This window comes from Actinoalloteichus fjordicus, from assembly GCF_001941625.1.
In the GTDB taxonomy this organism is placed as follows: Bacteria; Actinomycetota; Actinomycetes; order Mycobacteriales; family Pseudonocardiaceae; genus Actinoalloteichus_A; species Actinoalloteichus_A fjordicus.
On record NZ_CP016076.1, the window covers coordinates 3,133,828 to 3,154,264 of the forward strand.

At 70.7% G+C, this 20,437-nt stretch carries 13 protein-coding genes; 4 read left to right on the top strand and 9 right to left on the bottom strand.

Annotated features, from left to right (window positions below):
- Positions 1-71: 71 nt before the first annotated feature.
- The 6 genes from UA74_RS13955 to UA74_RS13980 all read right to left on the bottom strand — a co-directional run bounded on the left by UA74_RS13955 (position 72) and on the right by UA74_RS13980 (position 10,159).
- Positions 72-3,554 (bottom strand): ThuA domain-containing protein, encoded by a 3,483-nt coding sequence (locus tag UA74_RS13955; RefSeq protein ID WP_075764523.1) that lies wholly within the window; start codon positions 3,552-3,554, stop codon positions 72-74.
- A gap of 793 nt (positions 3,555-4,347) precedes the next feature.
- A complete protein-coding gene (locus UA74_RS13960) occupies positions 4,348-5,538 on the bottom strand; it encodes an SLC5/6 family protein (RefSeq protein WP_157434168.1) in 1,191 nt (396 codons plus the stop codon).
- Positions 5,539-5,617: 79 nt separating this feature from the next.
- Positions 5,618-6,778, bottom strand: a complete 1,161-nt coding sequence (locus UA74_RS13965; RefSeq protein ID WP_075740622.1) for a Gfo/Idh/MocA family protein — start codon at positions 6,776-6,778, stop codon at positions 5,618-5,620.
- 567 nt (positions 6,779-7,345) lie between these two features.
- Positions 7,346-8,161 (bottom strand): ABC transporter ATP-binding protein, encoded by an 816-nt coding sequence (locus tag UA74_RS13970; protein WP_075743797.1) that lies wholly within the window; start codon positions 8,159-8,161, stop codon positions 7,346-7,348.
- A 28-nt stretch (positions 8,162-8,189) separates the two neighbouring features.
- The gene (locus UA74_RS13975; RefSeq protein ID WP_075740623.1) at positions 8,190-9,212 is read right to left on the bottom strand and encodes an ABC transporter substrate-binding protein; all 1,023 of its coding nucleotides are present in this window, start codon (positions 9,210-9,212) and stop codon (positions 8,190-8,192) included.
- 68 nt (positions 9,213-9,280) lie between these two features.
- The gene (locus UA74_RS13980) at positions 9,281-10,159 is read right to left on the bottom strand and encodes an ABC transporter permease (protein WP_075740624.1); all 879 of its coding nucleotides are present in this window, start codon (positions 10,157-10,159) and stop codon (positions 9,281-9,283) included.
- 200 nt (positions 10,160-10,359) lie between these two features.
- Between UA74_RS13980 and UA74_RS13985 the strand changes: the two genes are divergently transcribed.
- Positions 10,360-11,628 (top strand): mandelate racemase/muconate lactonizing enzyme family protein, encoded by a 1,269-nt coding sequence (locus UA74_RS13985; protein WP_083683196.1) that lies wholly within the window; start codon positions 10,360-10,362, stop codon positions 11,626-11,628.
- Positions 11,629-12,014: 386 nt separating this feature from the next.
- Positions 12,015-13,439, top strand: coding sequence for a helix-turn-helix transcriptional regulator (locus UA74_RS13990; RefSeq protein WP_075740625.1), 1,425 nt, complete (start codon positions 12,015-12,017; stop codon positions 13,437-13,439).
- Between the two features lie 137 nt (positions 13,440-13,576).
- On the opposite strand, the gene UA74_RS13995 is transcribed toward UA74_RS13990, so the two are convergent.
- A complete protein-coding gene (locus tag UA74_RS13995) occupies positions 13,577-13,942 on the bottom strand; it encodes a hypothetical protein (RefSeq protein WP_075740626.1) in 366 nt (121 codons plus the stop codon).
- Positions 13,943-14,355: 413 nt separating this feature from the next.
- Between UA74_RS13995 and UA74_RS14000 the strand changes: the two genes are divergently transcribed.
- Positions 14,356-14,712, top strand: coding sequence for a hypothetical protein (locus tag UA74_RS14000; protein WP_075740627.1), 357 nt, complete (start codon positions 14,356-14,358; stop codon positions 14,710-14,712).
- A 43-nt stretch (positions 14,713-14,755) separates the two neighbouring features.
- Here the strand turns inward: UA74_RS14000 and UA74_RS14005 are convergent, their stop codons facing one another.
- Both UA74_RS14005 and UA74_RS14010 read right to left on the bottom strand, forming a co-directional pair.
- The gene (locus tag UA74_RS14005) at positions 14,756-17,542 is read right to left on the bottom strand and encodes an AfsR/SARP family transcriptional regulator (RefSeq protein ID WP_157442216.1); all 2,787 of its coding nucleotides are present in this window, start codon (positions 17,540-17,542) and stop codon (positions 14,756-14,758) included.
- Between the two features lie 692 nt (positions 17,543-18,234).
- Positions 18,235-19,047 carry an SAM-dependent methyltransferase gene (locus UA74_RS14010; RefSeq protein WP_075740628.1) on the bottom strand — a complete coding sequence of 271 codons (813 nt, stop codon included), beginning with the start codon at positions 19,045-19,047 and terminating at the stop codon, positions 18,235-18,237.
- Between the two features lie 768 nt (positions 19,048-19,815).
- Here UA74_RS14010 and soxR point away from each other — a divergent pair.
- Complete coding sequence (soxR, locus tag UA74_RS14015) at positions 19,816-20,367, top strand: redox-sensitive transcriptional activator SoxR (RefSeq protein ID WP_157434170.1); 552 nt, start codon at positions 19,816-19,818, stop codon at positions 20,365-20,367.
- The last annotated feature ends 70 nt before the right edge of the window (positions 20,368-20,437 follow it).

The window sequence follows — 20,437 nt, forward strand, 5'->3', positions numbered from 1 at the left end:
GCTGCTCGTCCGTGGGGTGGCAGGCGCGGCCCGGCCGGGGAGGAGGACCCCGACCGGGGCCGCGCCAGGCTCTAGTCGACCGAGACGTCGACCGTCGCCGAGGTCCGCACCCCGGTGTCGTCGGTCACCGTCAGTCGGGCGGTGAACGGCCCGCTGCGGGTGTACTCGTGGCTCACCGACTCGCCGTCGGCGTACTGGTTGTCGCCGAACTCCCAGTGGTGCTCGACGATCTCCCGGCCCTCGGGCGCGGTCACCTCGGCGCTGAACTCCACGGTCAGCGGCGCGGTGCCGGTGCCGGGCGTCGCCGTCGGCTCGACCTTGGCGGAGATCTCCTCCTTGGTGACGCCCTGGCCGTTGAAGTGCAGCCAGTCGACCGACATCAGGTCGGTGCCCTCGGGCGTCCACTCGGGATTGTCGAAGACCGCGTAGAGCGTGATCGGCCCGCCTGGGTCGGTCAGCGGCACGGTCGGCGAGATCACCGCTCCCCAGTCCCCGGTGTCGCCGACGTCCACCGAGCCCAGCAGTTCGCCGTCCGGCGCGTCGGCCCGGAACTCCAGCGTGCCGCCGATGCCCGCCGAGCCGACGCCGACCGTCACCGAGTCGATGCCTGTCAGGTTGATCGGGTCGTAGGCCACCCAGTCGCCGTGCTCGATCTCGCCGATTCGACTGCCTGCGGAGGAGTCGTCGCGGGCGAGGACCTCCACGCCGCCGTTCTCACCGCCGGTCTGCTCGAAGTGCTCCGCCTCCTTGCGCTTGGGCTCCAGGGTGGCGTGCGCGGAGCCGACGAGCGGGGGAGTGCCGTCGACGCCGCCGTCGTCCTGATACTGGGCGCTCAGCGCCGCGAACAGGTTCTGTCCCGGCCCGTGGCTGTCGCCCTGGTCGGTGGTGATGTCGCCCTGACAGCCGGTCACGTTGTCCATCGGGTGCAGGTGATCGTCATGGCCCAGCTGCGACTGCACGATCACCTTGGAGCAGTCGATCTCGGCGTCCTCGGCGTCGGTCACCTCCACGGTGAAGGGGATCGTGTCGCCGAAGTCGAACAGACCGCCGTGCGAGGGCAGCGTGATCGACACCTCGGGTCGGGTGTTGCCTACTGTGATCGTGGTGACGGCCACGCCCGCCAGCTCGGTGTCGGTGTTGGTGACGGTCAGCCGCGCGGAGTACTGCCCGTTCTCGGTGTAGACGTGGGTGGGGTTCTCCTCGGTCGAGTCGGTCGTGCCGTCGCCGTCGAAGTCCCATTCGTAGGTCACCGACTCGTCCTCGCCCGCGCCGGAGCCCTCGCTGGAGAAGGAGACCTCCAACGGTCCCTGACCCGAGTCGGGAGCGGCCGCGACGCGCGCGGTGGGCACCCGGCCCTCGGCGACGTAGTCGATCCGGTAGATGCCGGAGCCCTCGTTGCTGCCGCCCCGGCCGGTGCCGCTGCCCTCGCCGAAGTCGATCACGTACATCGAGCCGTCCGGTCCGAACTCCGCCTCGAAGGGCTGAATCCAGTCCATGTCCTCGAAGATGCCGTTGATCGAGAGCAGATCGCCCGCCTGCGTCGGCTCGAAGCGCGGGTCGGTGAACTCCTGGTCGGTCTCGTGTACCGACATCGTCTTGAACCACTGGCGGGTCAGCTCGTAGGTGAACCACTTGCCGTCGAAGTACTCGGGGAACTTCGTGATCAGCGGGTTGTCCTCGTCGTAGGAGTAGACCGGCCCGCCCATCGGGCCGCCGCCGCCGGTGCCCAGCTCCGGGAACTCGGCGGACTCGGAGTAGGCGTAGTGCACCCACGCGGGCTCGGCGGGCGGCAACTCGGTCAGCCCGGTGTTGTTCGGCGAGTCGTTCACCAGGGCACCGCAGTCGAAGAGCTCGCCCGAGGTGCCGGTGGCGAAGTCGTAGTCGTTGAACGGGGTGTTGTCGCCGGTGCAGTACGGCCAGCCCCGGTTGCTCGCCTCGGTGATGCGGTCGAACTCCACCGTGCCCTCCGGGCCCCGGTTCGGGTTCGCGGCACGGGCGTCGGGGCCGTAGTCGCCCACCAGCAGCGCGCCGGAGGTCGAGTCGACCGTGATGCGGAACGGGTTGCGCATGCCCATCACGTAGATCTCCGGCCGGGTCAGCTCGGTGCCCTCGGCGAACAGGTTGCCCTCGGGGATCGTGTAACTGCCGTCGGCCTGCGGGGTGATGCGCAGGATCTTGCCGCGCAGGTCGTTGGTGTTGCTCGCGGTGGCCTGGGCGTCCCAGGCGCGGCGGCCGTCCCGCTCGTCGATCGGTGCGAACCCGTCGGAGGCGAAGGGGTCGGTGTTGTCGCCGGTGGCGATGTAGAGGACACCGCCGTCGTCGATGGCCAGCGAGCCCGCCATGTGCGAGTTCGCCCGGCCCTCGCCCCGGAAGGTGGGGATCTCCAGCAGGCGTGCCTCGGTGGCCTCGTCGACGGTGTCGCCCTCCACGGTGAAGCGGGAGACGTTGAGTCTGGCCTCGTCCTTGTCGGAGTAGAGCAGGTACAGGAAGCCGTTCTCCTCGAAGGCCGGGTCCAGGGTCAGCCCGAGCAGGCCGTCGGACTGGCTGGTCATGTCGGAGGTGTACTCGAAGTCCAGGGCGGTGCTCACGGCCAGCGTCTCCTGGTCGACGATCTTCAGCGCCCCGGTGCGCTCGATGTAGAACACCCTGCGGTCGGGTGCGACCGCGAGCTCGAACGGGTCGGCGAGGTTCTCGGTGACCAGCGGGATGCGCTGGAAGTTGCCGGTCTGGGTCGCCGAGCAGTCGCCCTCGGCGGCCCCGGCAGCCCACTCGATCCCGCCGAGGAGGTGGTCGAGGAACAGCTCGTCGGAGAAGTCTTCGCTGGCGTGGCCGCCCGCGGTGAACCAGGAGCGGCCGCCGTCATAGTTCTGGCACCACGAGAAGGGGTGGTCGACGCCCTCGTCGAGACCCTCGATGCCGTCCCGCACCTTGATCTGGGCGAGGGTGTGCACGTTGCCCGTCGGGTTGGCGATCCAGTTGTACCACTCCTCCTCGCGCTCCCAGAGCTCCGGAAGTCCTGCGGTGGAGGGGTGCGCGCGGTCCAGCACCTTCACCCGTCCCGGCTGGATCGCGGGATGCTGGTCGAAGATCGCGCCGACCAGGCCCTCGTACCAGTCCCAGTCCCGCTCGCTGGCCGAGGCCGCATGCAGGCCCGTCCAGCCGCCGCCGCCCTGCACGTACCGCTGGAAGGCGGCCCGCTGATCGGCGTCCAGCAGGTCGCCGGACTCCGGGGTCGAATTGGTGTTGTTGAAGATGATCGCGTCGAAACGGGCGAGATTCTCGTCGGTGAAGGCGGCCGCATCGTCGGTCGCCTCGACCTCGAAATCATTCGCGGCGCCCAGTTCCTCGATCGCCGCGATACCAGCCGGAATGGATTCGTGGTAGAAGTTCGTCCATTTCGAGAACACCAGCACGGAGTATCTGGCCTCGGCCGCGCCTGCTGTCGGGGCCGCCGCGAGGCCTGCCGTGACGGCCAGCAGCATGGTGAGGAGGCCGCCGAGTGCGGCGGCGAATCGATTTCTTCGGACCTGCGGCGGACGGGTCTGATATCTCATGGCGCTCCCAGTCGGACGAGCGAGTGCGGATGCGAGATCGGTCGTCGTTCGGCGGGCTCGTCGAGTCCGTCGGCGGCGATCGGAGGTGGCCTGCGGTCATCGGCCTGCGGCGGAGCCGGTGTGACGGGTACGGCGGAGCCGGAGCCGCCGCGCCGTCCAGTCCTCGGTGGGCCGTCGAGTCCGAGCACGTCAACGCCTCGGTGACGGCGGTGACGTCGGAGCGCTCGCGGTGTTCTACGCCCGGCGCGATCTCGTTCTCCTCGCGGTGGTGCGGTCGCACTGGCCGTCATCGGCGCTCTCCTCGTCGACGTCCGTGCACGGTCGCCGTCCGAGTGCGATGAACGGCGCCGATGCCGGTTCGATGCGGCCGAGTCCCGACCTCGGGCACTCGCCGCCATGGTGTCGCGGTCCGGCCCGAGACAGCGTCGACGGGCCGGCCATTAATTCACCGGGGTGACTAATTAACCGATTTCCGCGATTGTTCGTCACTTCGATGGAAGCACGGTGAATAGTGCGTCGTCAATGGTTTGCCCGGGGCGCTGCACTGCGGCCGAGAAATCCTATTGACGATCCCATTATCGGGCCGGTCGACACGGCGCCGTTCGGCGCGATGACCAGCGCACACCACGGCGGCCGAAGCCGCGTAGGCAGGCTCGGCTCAGTCGTCGATCACACGGATCTCGATGGCCTCCCTCGGTCGTGCTCAGTCGGTCGATTCACGCGGTATGCGGGGGCGGGACGGGTCCTCGCCCGGCGGCCGGGCTCCTCGACGACACCGGACCCGTGGGCGGCGTCATCGCGCGGGGGCCCTCGGCCGCCACTGCGCCAGCAGTGCCGCCAGGACGGACAGGACCAGGCCGACGAGCGCGGACTCCGGATACCCGGCGACCGTGCCCGCCACCGCGATCGCCGAGGGCGGCAGCCAGGTCCACGTCGAGATCAGCCGAGGCGGCCTGCCGCGTCGTCGCCTCGCCGCCTCCACCACCATCGGGACGACCAGCGCGGGCACGGCCGCCGCCAGCAGCACCAGCCAGTCGGCCATCAGCCGATCCACCCGCAGGATCGCCAGGACCAGTCCGGGCACCGCCACGAGCCAGGGCAGCAGTCGGGCGGGCAGCGGGGCGAGCCTGCCCAACGCCAACGATCCGGAGTGGACGCACGCCAGCGTCGGCGCCACCACCGCCACCGCGAGGAAGAGATTCGCCGCCGCCATGCCCTGCGGCCCCGCCAGCGTCGCCACCACGTCACTGGAACCGGTGGCCGCGCTCAGGCCGGCTCCCACCACGGCGGCCAGCAGCGCGGGCACCACCAGCAGCCCCACACACCAGGCCAGGTCCCGGCGTCGGCGCAGACCCACGGTGAAGTCCGGTGCGCGCATCGCGAAAACCGACACGTACCCGAGGAACCCGGCGAGGTCCACGGCGGTGGAGCGCGGCCCGGCGGGCTGCACGGTCACGGGCAGGCCCTCGGGCAGCGTGCGCAGTGCGACCAGGCCGATCAACACGATCGCACTGCCGGTCGCCACGATCGCCAGCCCGTTCCACCGGCCGCCGCCCACCACGATCACGCCGAGCAGCGGCGCGGCCAACGCCACCGCCGCCGCCCAGTCCGGCAGGCCGGTCAGTGCGCCGAGCGCCGCGCCGCCGAGCCCCACGTTGAACCCGAACCAGCCGATCATCGCGAGCGTCATCGACAGCGCCACGGCCCGGTCGGCCACCGGGGGCAGGTACCGGGCCGAGGCGACCGACAGCGTCGAGTTCTCCCCGAGGGGCGGCAGCAGTCCCAGCAGCCCCTGTCCTGCCAGCAGCGCGGCCATCAGGACGCCGCCCGCCAGCAGGACCAGCAGCGGCAGAACGCCGTCGTGTCGCTCGGCGACCTGCGCGCCCAACACCAGCGCGCCGGGTGCGGCGCCGATGCCCAGCCAGGCGCCCGCCGCCGACGGCCAGCGCCGGCCCGCCACGGCGCCGCCCGGCACGGCCGTCACCGCACGGCCCCCGCAGCCCACCGCGGCCTTGAGCGCCGCGCCGTCGGGTGCCCGCCGTGCACCGGTTCCGTCGGGGCGCTCACAGGGTCAGCTCGGGAACCGCGAGACGTCGACCGTCCGCCCAGGACCGCAGACCGAGCTCGGCCAGCTGCACGCCCCGCGCCCCGGCCAGCAGGTCCCACCGGAACGGCTCGTCGTCGACGACGTGCCGGAGGAACAGCTCCCACTGCACCTTGAACCCGTTGTCCATCTCGGCGTTGTCCGGCACCTCCTGCCACTGCGACCGGAAGTCCTCGGTGGCGGGGATGTCCGGATTCCACACCGGCTTCGGCGTCATCGAACGGTGCTGCACCCGGCAGCGACGCAGACCGGCCACCGCGCTGCCCTCGGTGCCGTCCACCTGGAACTCCACCAGTTCGTCGCGGAACACCCGCGTCGCCCAGGAGGAGCTGATCTGTGCGACGATCCCGCCGTCGAGTTCGAACGTCCCGTACGCGGCGTCGTCGGCCGTGCAGTCGTAGGGCTTGCCGTTCTCGTCGAATCGCTGCGGAATATGTGTCGCACCCAGGCATTGCACGGAACGGACCGGCGCGAAGATCTCCTCCAGCACATACCGCCAATGGCAGAACATGTCGGTGATGATTCCGCCGCCGTCCTCGGCCCGATAATTCCAGGACGGGCGTTGGGCCTCCTGCCAGTCGCCCTCGAACACCCAGTAGCCGAATTCGCCGCGCACCGAGAGGATTCGGCCGAAGAAGCCGCCCGCCACCAGCCGGTGCAGTTTGCGCAGTCCCGGCAGGAACAGCTTGTCCTGCACCACGCCCGCCTTGACCCCCGCGTCACGCGCCGCCCTGGCCAGCTCCAGCGCCCCGGCCACGTCGCCCGCCACCGGCTTCTCGGTGTAGACGTGCAGTCCGGCGGCGATCGCCGAGGCGATGGCGGCGGCCCGACCGCTGGTGACCTGGGCGTCGAAGTAGATCTCAGCGTCGGGCTCGGCCAGCGCGGCATCCAGGTCCGTCGTCCAGCGTTCCAGGCCGTGTGCCTCGGCCAACGCCTCCAGCTTCGCCGCATTCCGTCCCACCAGCACCGGATCGGGCCAGAGCCTGGTGCCGTCGGCGAGCCGCAGCCCGCCCTCGGCCCGGATGGCCAGGATCGACCGCACCAGGTGTTGTCGATACCCCATGCGTCCGGTGACGCCGTTCATCACGATGCCGATGCGCCGATCGCCCGTGCCCGCCATGCCTCGTCCTCTCCGCAGCTCCTCGTCGATGACCGTGTGCTCGTGAACTCGTGCCTCGCCGCTTCGTCGCCGCCCGGCCGCCGTCGACGGCGCGGACCTGGGCAGGAAGCGGACGTGTGGTCGGGGTGTGTCCTGTCGGCGCGATCCGCCCCGGCCGCCTCGGCGGCGTCGAGTGCACGGCGACGGCAGGCCGAAGAAGCCTGCGCCTCGGCAGGCTGGTCCGGTCCGGTGCTGATCTCGCCGCGTTCGGGCTGCGTCTGCGGTAGGTCGCGTCTGCGGTGGGGTCGGCCGGTCCCGGTTCGCTCGCCGAACTCCGGGCCCGGACGTCTGATGCGGCGCCGGTTCGAGCCCGATGCCCACGACCGCCGTGGGCCGCCGAACACCCGGAGCGCGCCGCCCGAGTCGACACGCCCACGGCGCCCGCCCGGTGCCGACCCCGCGACGGCACCGGTTCGACACGCCGCCGGACCCGGCTCGACCGAGCCGGGCACCGCAGACGACGTCATCGCCGACGGTGCGAACCGGCCCTGGACCGCTCCGGGGCCCGCCTGGGACTGGTGCCCCGAGTTATTCCGCCGAGGTCGCCGCGCCCAGCAGCTCGCGGATATGCCCGCTGGCTCTGGCAAACTCGGGATGCACCAGCGTCTCGGAGTAGTCCCGCTCCTCCGGCAGGTTCACGTCGATGATCTCGGCCACCGTGCCCGGCCGGGCGGTCATGACCACCACGCGATCCGCGAGGTAGACGGCCTCGGAGATCGAGTGCGTCACCAGCAGCACCGTCGTGCGGGTCTCCTGCCGAATCCGCCGCAGCTCGACGTTCATGTGCTCCCTGGTCAGGGCGTCCAGAGCGCCGAACGGCTCGTCCATCAGCAGCACCGGTGGTCGGTGCAGCAGCGCCCGACACAGCGAGACCCGCTGCTGCATGCCGCCGGAGAGCTCGTGCGGATAGGCGTCCTCGAAACCGCGCAGCCCGGTCATCGCGATCAGCTCGTCGACCCTGGCCGCCGCCTGCGCCGACGGCATTCGCCGCATCTCCGCCTGCAGGGCGATGTTGCGTCGCACCGAGCGCCACTCCAGCAGGGCCGCCCGCTGGAACACGTAGCCGACGTCGCGGCGCGGCGACGTCACGGCCTCGTCCAGCAGCCGGACGTCCCCTGAGGAGGGACGCAGCAGGCCGGAGACGAGCTTGAGCAGCGTCGACTTGCCGCAGCCGGACGGCCCGACGATCGCCACGAACTCCTCGGCGTCGACCTGCAGCGACACGTTCTCCAACGCGGTGACATCGCGCTTCTTCGTCCGGAAGCGCACCGCCACGTCGGAGATGTCCACGGCGGGTGTTCTGACGCCCGAGTGGTCTGCGGGCCGCTCGGCCTCACTGGTCATGCTGCCGCCCGTCATGCGAGTCATGTGGTCATCCCTCCGGTGCGAACGAGGCGTCCCAGTACGCGGAGGCCTCCTCGGCGTTGTCGATCACCCCGGCATCGGCGAAGATCTCGATGGTGGCGTCCCAGTCGGCCTCGTCGTTCACACCGGGCGGCATGCCCTCGGTCGCCTCGGTATGCAGCAGCTCCAACGTCGCCAGGAACTGTTCGGTGAGGACCTCCGGCGAGGGCAGCTGCTCACTCGCCCCGCTCATCGCCTCGATCACCTCGGCGGTGTCGGCCTCGCCCGCCCGCGCCCAGGACTCGCTGGAGGCGGCGACCATCCGACGCACCAGGTCCTCGCGCTCGGTCAGGTTCTCCGAGGCGGTGATCAGTCCGTTGCTGAAGAAGTTGAGGCCGTGGTCGGCGAAGCGCAGGTAGGACACCTCGCGGTCCGCGCTCTCCTGCATCGTCGGGCCCTGGTCGGTGGCGAAGCCGAGCAGGGCGTCGGTCTGGCCGGAGATGACCGCGGCCATCTTGCCCGCCGGGTCGGTGTTCTGGAGGGTGACGTCGTCCTCGGTGAGGCCGTTGATCTCCAGGAACGTCGGGAAGGTCGCGCTCAGCGCGTCGCCCGCAGTGCTGGCGATCGTCTTGCCCCGCAGGTCGTCCGGGGTCTCGATCTCCTGATCGCTGAAGAACTGGGCGGAGGACGGCGTGGTCTGGAGGAACACGCCGACGCTGGTGACGTCCAGGCCCTCCGAGACCCCGGCCAGCACCGCCGGGGTGTCCGCCCAGCCGAAGTCGGTCTGGTTCGCGGTGGCCGCCTGCACGGTGCGCTGCGAGCCCTGGCCCGCCTGAATGGTCAGGTCGATGCCGTGTTCCTCGAAGATGCCCTGATCCACGCCGTAGTAGAACGGCGCGTGCTCTCCGTAGGGGTACCAGTTCAGCGTCAGGGTGACCACGTCCAGCTCGACGCCGTCGGCGTTGGTGGTCGTGTCACCCCCGGCGCCGCCGCAGCCTGCGGCGGCGAACGACACCGCGACGGCGCCGACCACGAGCCTGCTGACCTTCATGAGGAGCCTCCTTGATCCTGGCGGAAGGTGCGGGAAGGTTGTGAGGTGTCTTTCAGGTGAGGCTCGGTCTAGAACGTGGTGGCCGAGGCGTTCGAGCGCCTGCTGGCGTGCCACGGAAGCAGGAAGTACTCGGCCACCTCGACGAGCACGAAGAGGGCCACTCCCAGCAGCGACATCACGATCAGGCCCGCGAACAGCACCGGGGTGTCGAGGTTGCCGTTCGCCTGCAGGATCACGAAGCCGAGACCCTCGTTGGCGCCGACGAACTCGCCGACGACCGCGCCGGTGACGGCCATCGTCGCCGCGATCTTGAGGCCGGCGAAGAGGTGGGGGAGCGAGGCGGGGAAGCGGATCTTCCAGAAGGTCTGGGCCGGGCTCGCGCCCATCGTCGCCGACAGCTCCAGCATCTCCGGGTCGATGGACTTCAGACCGGTGACCATCGAGATCACCACCGGGAAGAAGGCCATCAGCACCGCGACGACCACCTTGGGCTCCAGGCCGAAGCCGAGCCACACCACGAACAGCGGCGCGATGGCGATCTTCGGGATGACCTGCGCGAACAGCAGCAGCGGGTACAGCGTCTTCTCGATCGTGCTGGAGTAGACCATCACCACGGCGGCCAACACGCCGACGGCGGCGGCGATCACGAAGCCCAGCACCGTCTCGTAGGTGGTGACCAGGGTGTTGTCCAGGAAGTACTCCGGCCGCTCCGTGATCGCGCGCAGCGTGTCGCCGGGGGACGGGACGAGATAGGGCTCGACGAGCTCGGCTGCGGTCACCGCCCACCAGCCCGCGAAGAGCACCGCCAGCAGGGCGACCGGGCGCCAGGCCTGATCTAAGAACCCGGCCAGTCGTTCGGTAGCGCCGGGCCTGCCGCGGTCGGCGACTCCGCTCACCGTGGGCGAGGCGGCGCCGTCGGCATCGTCGATGGTGCTTCGCGCGGTCATGACCCTCCGTTCGATTCGATCATGTCCTTCGCCAATCCCGATCGGTGCCCGAGAGCGCGTTCAATGATCTTCATGAAACTGCCGAAAACGAGTGGGGAAAAGGTGCTGTCACCGTGCGGAAACCTTTTTGGAAAGCGCTTACTGCCGTAGGGTAGGCAGCCGGGCAGGACGTGGTCAAGACGTTTCGAATAGGAGAACGGATGAACAAATTCGACTCCGCCGTGCCCTCGATCGGCCCTGCCCGGCAGCGGCCGCTTCCGTCTGACGGCCGCCCGTCGATCGGGCGTTCGACGCCGTCGAACGGCGTCGCCGGCCTCGCGGAGGTGGTGATCGATCGCGTCGAGACCTTCGTCGTCGCACTGCCGACACAACGCTCCTTCGGCGTCGCGGGCGGCTCGGTGGCGGTCGCCGGAACGCCGAGCCTGCGCGTGCTGGTCAAGGTGAGCGCCGACGGCCTCGCGGGCTGGGGCGAGGCGACCCCGATCCCGGCCTGGACCTACGAGACCGTCGAGTCCATCGTCAGCACCATCGACCGCTACCTCGCCCCCTCGGTCCTCGGCCGACCCTGCTGGGATCTGGACGGCCTGACCTCGACCTTCGATCGCGTCATCAACCGAGGCGTCACCATCGGCGCCCCGCTGGCCAAGTGCGCCGTCGATGTCGCCGTGCACGACCTGCTGGGCCGGGCCTGCGGCGTCCCGCTCGGCGTCCTCTGGGGACAGCGGCGCACCGAGGAGATCACCCTCGGCTGGATCGTCTCCGGACAGAGCGCCGCCGAGGTCGCCGAGTGCGTGGCCGAGGGCCGGGAACTCGGCTACGGGGCGTTCAAGGTGAAGATCGGCGTGCACACCGAGGCCGAGGACCTGGCCGTGGTCCGCGCCGTCCGCGCGGCGGCGCCCGATGCTCCGCTGTGGGTGGACGCCAACCAGGCCTACCCGATCGATGTGGCGCTGCGGACGGCTCGACTGCTGGCGGAACTGGACGTGGCCGTCTTCGAACAGCCGCTGCCCGCCAACGACATCGCGGGCCTGCGCAGACTCCGCGACGCCTCCCCGATCCCCGTCGCACTCGACGAGAGCATCCGACACCCCGGCGACCTGGCCACCTTCGTCCGGCTCGCGGCCGTGGACGTCGCCGTGGCGAAGGTCCAGCGCAGCGGCGGCCTGACGCTCTCCAAACGGCTCTGCGCCCTCGCCGAGGACAGCGGCGTCCGGCTGATCGGCTCCGGTCTGACCGACTCCGACGTCGGACTGGCCGCCTCGCTGCACCTGTTCGCCGCGTTCGGCATCGACACCCCGGTGGACCTCAACGGCCGACAGTTCATCGACTCCGTCTACGCCACCGGCGAGACCGTCGTCGTGCGCGACGGCCGCGCGAGCGTCCCGACCGGGCCCGGCCTGGGCATCGCGGTCGACGAGGACGTGGTCCGCGAGATCGCCGTCGACGTGTTCGAGGGTCTGCGGCGCTGAGTCGCACTGCGGGGCGGCGGGCTCGGCTTCTCGCGGCTCCCGACCGCCGTCATCACCTCGGCCCGGCGTTGTCCCGCGCTGCGGCTCGGGTGTCGAGACGGTCGGCGCCGGGCTTGGGGGAAGCCTGTCGTCAGCTCGCACGGACCTGCCCTCATCGACCACGGCACGAGCCTGCCGGGGATTCGGCGCTTCGCCGGTCCGGATCGGACGATGCTCGCCTGACCTCCTCGACTATCGTCCTCCGCGTATTCACCGCGTCACGTACCTGCGACCGGCGGTAGTGAAGGAGTGCCACGGCCGGGATGCGGCACAGCGGCACAGCGACGACGCAGCGACCGTGGTCACCAGCGTTGACGGCGGTCGGATCGAGTTCCTCCGGAGGTCGAGTGCAGGCGACCAGGCGCCGCCGTCTCGCGCGCCGACGGAAGAGCCTCGGCTTGACGCAGGAGGACCTGGCCGCCCGACTGCGGGTCGAGCGCTCCACCGTGGTGCGCTGGGAAGGCGGCGAGCGGGAGCCGCAGCCGTGGATTCGCCCGCGCCTCGCGGCGGCACTGAACCTCTCTTCGGAGGAACTGGAGGAACTGCTCACCGAGGCCGACGGCGTTGACGGCGACGCTGGTACACGGCCGTACGAGGCACTGGCGCCAGGCGACAGGAACCCGGCGTTCGGCCCTGAGATCGCCGAGCAGGTGCGGCGGAGCCAGGAGGAGTGGCCGCGGGTGCGCCGGGCAGTCGGCGCGCGTGGACGCGAACTCGCGGAGTTGGCCGCCTGGTTGTACCCGGCAGCCTGCCGGGCGCCCGGTGGACATGCCCTGACCGGCCCCGGCTGGCTGTTGGACGAACCGGTGGAGCTCGACTCGGTGCGGTTGAGCTTCGCTGATGCCGAGAGTCCGCTCCCGAGGCTCGAGCCGCTGGATCACGTGCTGCCGCTGACCACTCGCGGCGAGCGCTACGCAGGCTACAGCCGAGCCGTGCGGGACCTGGTGCGCCCTCGGCTCCTGGAGAACCGCCTCAGTTACCGACTGCTCGGGGTGTCGCAGCGCCACGGAGTGGCGATGACGTTCGGGACCACGACGTTCTTCGAGGTGTTCGACCTCAAGGAGTCCCTTGCCCACGAGTTCAAGGCGGCGTGGTTGGCCTCGGGAGGGTCCGTACCGGACTGGAGTGCGCTACCGCTGCGGTCGGCGATCGGGGTCCCGTTCGATCCGGCCCGGCTGTTGATGTCACCCGGTATCAGCACCTTGACCATCCGAAGGGGTGCGCGCGGCGATGACCGGTTCATGATGCATCAGCGTGACGGTCGTGCCGTGGCCGACGGCGGCGGGATGTGCACGGTCATGCCCTCCGGAGAGTTCCAGCCCTCGTCACTGGCCGCAGTCGACGTGCGCAACGACTTCTCCTTGTGGCGCAACATCATGCGCGAATACTCGGAGGAGTTCCTCGGCAACCCCGAGCACGACGGAGCCGGAGCCTGCTCGATCGACTATGTCAGGCAGGAGCCCTTCCGCTCCTTCGAGCAGGCGCGTGCCGAGGGCCGCTTGCGGCTCTGGCACTACGGCCTGGTGATGGACCCGCTGACCCTGGCTGCGAGTCAACGTACCGTCGCCGTGATCGACGACGAGACCTTCGATCGACTGTTCACCGGCTTGGTGTCGACCAACGATGAGGGACACCTCGTCGGCGAGGGCGGCAGGCTGGACATGCCGTTCACGGGTGAGGCGATCGATCGCCTCGAACCTCGCCTCTCGGCCTGCTCCTTGACGCTGCTTCGACTCGCGTGGCGCGATCGGAGTCGCCTTCTGGGCCGGTGAACAGCTGCGCCGGGCCTTACGAGGCGTGGAAAAGGACCGTCGTGCGACCACGGGGTGTGCGCGCGGAGAAGGTGTCCGAGGAACTGGACGCGGCGAGATCCGCAGGTTCGCTTCTCCGTCAGCGGTCGCTGCCGTCCTCATCTGGGCACGGCACGTCCCGCGCTGCGGCTCGGGCGTCGAGACGATCGAGGGCGGTCGGCGCCGCTCCGCCTCGAATTCTCCGGCGCGGCCGAGGCATCGGCCTCGACTTCGGCACCCGACCCGCGTTCGGCCTCGACCTCGGCCGCCAGTCTCGTGCGGAACTGCGACACACAGGCGTCGAGGCAGGCGCGGAGATCCTCGTCCCAGTCCCACCCCGCGACATGCGTCGGCTCGTGGGCGGGGGCTGCCGCCGCCGCTGCCTGATAGCCCTCGTAGTAGGCGAGCAGGACGCGGGTGTCGGTCTCCCACCACGGGGTGTGGCCGAGGAAGTGCTCCACCACCTCGCACAGACTCGCCGTCACCGGCCAGGGCGGTACGAACCGATGTCCGGGCCTGCCGGGTGTCGCACTCCCCTGGTTCGAGTGGTCGTCGCCGGCATGAGGGCCTCCGATATGGTCGGGCATGGATGCAGTGAGTTACGTGCAGGCAACCGGAAGTAGCGAAGGAGGGCTACAGCCAGAATGCGGCAGAGAGGTGGCAGCGAGGACGCACCGACGGTGGTCACCAGCATCGACGGCCGCCGAGCGAATGTGTCGGGCCACCGCGCCGACCCTGGCTCGTGACACGAGGTCGAATGTGATCATGCGCAAGCTGCAGGGGCTGCAATCACATCTGGCCTCCCTGCTTGCAGACCAACACATCCACGCGATTGACGCCGATATCAGCGCCCTCGCGGCTCGGCGCACCACTACCGGCTGACGACAGGGAGTTCACCATGCACGAACCAGGCAGGCTGTTCCGCGAGGCATGGATCGCCGGGGTCACCAGGCACTATCCTGGCCGGCCCAAGCCCGGCTACATCACTCCGTGGGAGACGACGCCGGACTGGGAGCGCGCCGCAGCGGCCGCCGTCTGCGAACTGGTCCTTGCCTTCGTCCGCGCCGCCGACGGTGCCACTGCGAGACTGACCCGCAGCCAGAAGGGCCGCTTCGTCGCCCTGTGCTGGATCGGCCAGATCTACCGGCAGTTTCCCGACCCCAAGCCGTCCTACGTCGCGGACTGGGACGAGCTGCCCGGCTGGCAGCAGGAGACCGACGCCGACATCTTCGAGCGCATCGAAGCCGAACGATAAGGCGGGGCGGGACGGCGCCACCGGGGCTCCCGCCACCGAGCGCTCATCCTCCCGCCAGCCGCCGCCGGACCTCCTCGGCTCGCGCGTCGCCCAGCTCCTCGAAGATGCTCGCCGCCTGCCGCCAGTGTTCGCGGGCGGTCTCGATGCGGCCGAGGTCGGACATCGTGCGGGCGATGCCGTCCAGTGCCCAGGCCTCGCCCCAGCGGTTTCCGTTGCGCCCGTTGACCGACGCGGCCGCGCGGTGGCTGCGCAGGGCGGCCTCGTGGTCGCCGAGTTCCCGGTGGACGTCGCCGAGGTCGTTCAAAGTGGTCCCCTCGCCGTGATGGTCCCCGATGCGCGTCCACAGCGCCCTGGCCTGTTCGGTGACGTCCAGAGCCTCGGACAGCCTGCGGTGATCGCGATAGGCCACGCCGAGACTGGTCAGCGTCCAGGCCTCGCCCCACCGGTTCTCGATCCGGCGATGCGCCGTCAACGCCCGGCGGTAGTGCTCGATGCTCTCCGCGGGCCTGCCCGTGCCCCGCAGCGCTCCCGCCACGATGTGCAGGGCCATGCCCTCGCCCCAGCCGTCCGCCTCGGCCCGCCACACGGCGAGGCCCTCGCCCGCGAGACGCAGCGCCTCCTCGTAGCGGCCCAGCTCCCAGTGCACATGCCCCAGACTGGTGAGCAGACCCGCCTCGCCGATCCGATCGCCTGCCCGACGGGCCGCCGTCAGGCCGAGGCGGTGCGTCGTCAGCCAGTCGGCCCAGTGGCTGCGCAGGTAGTAGAAGTCCCACATCGCCTGGGCCAGCGTCCAGGCCAGGGCGAAGCGCCCGGTGTCGAAGGCCTGTCGGACGGCGGTGCTCAGATTGACCCGTTCGGTCTGGCACCACGCCAGAGCCTCGGCACGGTCGGCGAAATGCGGCGGAGACGGGGTGCCGACGAGCCGGGTGATCTCGGCCCGGCGACGATGCGGGCTCAGTGTGCTGCTCGACTCGTGGGCGCCGCGCAGATACCAGCCGAGCAGCCGATCACGGGCGGCCTCCTGCTCGTCCGGCGGCTCCTCGGCGAGGACCTGCTCGGCGGCGTAGAGCCGGACCAGGTCATGGAAGCGGTAGCGGCCGTGTCCTGCCTCGGCCAGGAGATGCCCGCCGGTCAGCGTGGCGAGCAGCGGCTGCGCCGAGGAGGGCGGCTGCCCGCCCAGCGCGGCGGCGGCCTCCGTGCCGAACTCGGGACCGGGATGCAGGCTCAGCAGCCGGAACAGCCGTGCCGACGGTGCGTCCAGGCCTCGGTAGGACCAGGAGATCACCGCGCGGACCTCGGCGAGTTCGTCGCCATCGGCCGAGAGCACGTCGAGGCGGGCGCTCTCCTCGGTCAGTTCCGCGACCAGCTCGCCGAGGGTGAGCGTGCGATCGGCTGCGATGCGCTCACCCGCGATGCGCAGCGCGAGCGGCAGGCGCCCGCACAACGCCGTGAGCGTGGTCGCGGCCGCAGGCTCTTCGGCGACCCGCGCCGCGCCGACGATGTGCCGCAGCAGCTCCACCGACTCCGCCGTGGTCAGGACGTCCAGGGTCAGTGCCGTGACGCCGTCGCGGGCCCGCAGCCCGACCAGACTGTGCCTGCTCGTGATCAGCACCAGGCTGGCGGCCGTCGCAGGCAGCAGCGGGCGGACCTGATCGGGAGTGGCGGCGTTGTCCAGCACGATCAGCATCCGCCTGCCCGCGAGCATGCTCCGGAACAGCGCCGACGCCTCCTCCGCGTCGACGGGGACCTGCCGGGTGTCCAGACCGAGCGCCCGAAGGAACCGGCCGAGTGCGTCCGCCGCGGCAAGCGGAGGCGAGGTCGCGTCGAAACCGCGCAGGTCGACGTAGAGCTGTCCGTCGGGGAACTCCTCGGCCACGTGATGAGCGAAGTGGATGGTCAGCGCGGTCTTGCCCACCCCGGCGGTGCCGTCGACCGAGCAGACCACCACCGCGCGCCGGCCGTCGGTCGTTCGGCGTGCCAGCGCGGCGAGTTCGGCGGTCCGACCGGTGAAGCCGGGCACGTCGTGGGGGAGCTGCGCGGGCACCGGGAGCGCGGCGGGCCTGCGCGCGGGCGCCTGCTGCGGTGCCGACTCGCCGCGCAGGATGCTCGCGTGCAGGCCTTGCAATGCCGGTCCGGGATCGACGCCGATCTCCTCGGCCAGTGAGTTGCGCAGCCGGTCATAGTGCTGGAGCGCCTCCACTCGTCGTCCGGACCGCGCGGCGGCCAGCATGTACTGCCCGGCGGTCCGCTCGTCCCATGGCTGGCGGGCCGTCGCGGTGCGCAGCTCGTCGAGCAGCTCGACGTGCCGTCCCCTGCCCAGCTCGTGGTCGTGGTGATCGCCGGTCGCGGTGGTCCGTTCGCCGGTCAGTCGGTCGCGGGTCTCCTCGACCCACTCGCCGCCCGTGCCCGCCAGCGGGACTCCGCGCCACAGGCCCAGCGCCGCCGACCACGCGGCCGAGGCCTCCTCGTCGGACAGCTCCCCGCTCCTGGCCTCCTCGGCCAGCCTGCGGAAGCGGTGCAGGTCGATCAGCTCGGGATCGACGTCGAGGAGATAGCCGCCGCTGGTCCTGCGCAGAACGGCCGGGTCGTCCAGTTCGCCGAGGCTGGCGCGGATGCGGGTCAGGTGGCTGTAGAGGGCGCTGCGGGCCGACGGCGGAACGGCCTCACCCCAGACCCGGTCGATCAGGACCGCAGGAGTCAGAATGAGGTTGGCGTCCACCAGCAGCGCGGCGAGCACACTGCGCCGCCGAGGGCTGCCGATGTCGACGCGCCGCCCGGCGGTCCACAACTCGATCGGGCCGAGCACCCGGAAGTCGGTCGTCCTCGCCACCACGTTCCTCTCATCGGTTCCTCCCACTCGCGGAGAAGTCGCCGGGATACGGTCGAGCGCCCGTCGGTCGCCCGATCGCGCTCGGCGACCCGCTGATCATGTCGGAGTCACCGACGGGCGCGATGACCGTCCTCCGGATTCACCCGGCCCGCATCGGCCGCCCGCGTCCGCTGCGGCACCGGCCTCCGCCTCTACAGCGCGCTTACCTGCGCGGCAAGGTTTCCTTCGGATTTCACCCATGGTCGATGCGGCAGGATGACGCCCGCCGGGAGCACGGTGTCGGGTGCCAGGGGTGAGCAGAACGGAGCAGCCGACGCAGCCGGCGCGGACAGGCGCGATCGTGGGCCGGACGGACGTCGAGTCCGGGGGTGACCGCCGTCGAGGCGGTCTGGACGAGTCCGCCGATTCCGCGACTGTCCGCTCTCTTCGGCGGCGCGGTACGCCGCGCCGCCGACGGGCACGCGGCTCGCCTCGGACCCGTCGGGACGGTCAGGCCCGAGACCGGGCTGCTGCCTCGATCACCGGACGCGGGCCAGGTTCGGACGTCGGCGAGAACCCGCAGGCCGGGGCGCCCGTCTCGCGCGGGCGCCGGAGACGGCGGCGCGGCCTGCGGTCCTCCGCGAAGCCCAGTCTCGGCCGCCTCGCTTCGGCGGCGCCTGCTGATTCCGTCGTGTTGTTCAGTGCCGGAATGCTCAGCGGCGGAGACCGGCGCCGCCGTGTATGGAGCTGAGCTCGGGCAGCGTCGGACTGTCCGGCCGCCATCGGGTGACGTCGACGATCCCCGGCAGCACCACCTCCAGGTTCGCGTCGGCCAGCCACCGACGCAGGACCTCGGGAGAACGCAGCGTGATGGGCGTCGCGGTCGCCCGGTAGAGGTCCTCTACCCCCTTCGTCACCTCGGGGGGCTGCACGTTCGAGCCATGGGACAGCGCGACCAGCGACCCCGGCGCCACCGCCTCGGCATAGCGGGCGATGACGTCGCCGGGCCGGTCGGAGTCCGGCACGAAGTGCAGCACCGCCGTGGCGAGCACCGCGAGCGGATCGTCCAGATCGAGGATGCGGGTGGCTCGGACCAGCACGTCCTCGACGTCTCGGAGGTCGGCCAGCGTCACGGCGGTCTGTTCCACGCCGCGCAGGATGGCGACCGAGTGCGCGACGGCCACCGGATCGTGGTCGACATAGGAGATCCGGGTCTCCGGGTGATAGCGATGAGCGATCTCGTGGACGTGCCCCCGGCTGGGAATGCCCGACCCGAGGTCGAGGAACTGGCGGATGCCACGGTCCAGCGCGTGGACCACGATGCGGCGGAGGAAGTCGCGGGTGGCCCGTGCGGAGTCGACCAGGTCGGGGGAGATAGCGATGGCCTGATCGGCGAGGGCCCGGTCGGCGGCGAAGTTGTGGGCCCCGCCCAGGTAGTAGTCGTACATCCGCGCCACGTTCGGGACGTCGAGGTCGATCCGATCGGGGAACCGACTCCGCCCCGCCTCGGCACCCGCGAAGGTCATCGAACCTCGCCCGTCATGTCGTCAAGGATGCGCCCGTCGACCCCCGTTCGCAGGGCGACGGCACGTGATGGTTCTTCGGCATTATCACTTCAGTTCTGAATAAAATTAAGTAGGTTCATGCTCACGACCAGCGAAGACGGCCGGGGGAAGACCTGGGGCGGCGCTATCTCACCCCTGGTCGGGTGCAGTGCGGCGCAAGCCGGGTCCGCCCGTCTCCTGGCGGTGCGCGGGAGCGTGGTGCCTGGGTGACGGGTCTCGAGCCGAGGCGTCCATGGTCGGGCTTGCCGTGATGTTCGTTGCGTGTTCGCCGCCTCACCGGGCCGGTGCCATCGCGGTGCGCGCGCCCTGCCGGTCGACGCCTCGGCCTTGATTGTGACCCGCATCGGCCTGGCAGGCCGGTGCCACCTCCGTCGATGACGTAGGTGTAGCTGCCCTCCGCCGTTGCGATCCTCACCGGCTCAGGCGGGCCGGTGCCACTTGAACTTCGAGTACGACGTTGCGATCCTCACCGGCCCAGCCGGCCGGTGCCACCCTGTCTGCGCAGGGGATATTCAGCTCGGTGCGCCATGAGGTTATCGGATGGTGATCGGCGCGCCCGGCAGACGGTTCGGAGTGACCCGGTGCGTCGCCCGACGCCTGCCGTCCCGAACCATGCGGCGGCGCATCACCGGAGCGGCCCGTTCGTCGTCGTCGGCAGTTCGGCTCGGTCGCGGGCTGCCCGGCTCCTCGGTTAACCTTGACAAACATTGAGGTTCTAGGAGGCCGTAGATGATGATGCCGGAGTGGAACGCGAAGGAGCTCACCGTCGGGCAGCTCGCGGCCAGGAGCGGCGTGGCCGTCTCCGCACTGCACTTCTATGAGCGGCAGGGGCTGATCAGCAGCAGACGGACCACCGGCAATCAGCGTCGCTACCGGCGGGACACGCTCCGCCGGGTGGCGTTCATTCGGGTGTCGCAGCGGGTCGGAATCCCCCTGGCGGCCATCGGCGCCGCGCTGCGTCGCCTGCCGGACGGGCGAACCCCCACCCGTTCGGACTGGGAGACGTTGTCCACGGGCTGGCGGGCCGAGCTGGACTCGCGCATCGGGCAGCTCGTCCGGCTGCGGGACGACCTCACCGACTGCATCGGCTGCGGCTGTCTGTCGCTCGACACCTGCGTGCTGTCGAATCCGCACGATGAACTCGCCGATCAGGGGCCCGGTGCCCGCAGGCTGGAATGCACTCCCTCGGAGTGGGCGGCGGGCTGCGAGCCCGAGCCTGCGACCGCAGGAAGCAGGTCGACGGCGTCTGGACGACCCGCGTCCGATGCGGACTGCGGATGAGGCGGGGCCGGTCCTACCCCGAGGGTGGCGGCCGCTGTCCGCACCGCCACCCCGCCGCCTGAGGTCCTTG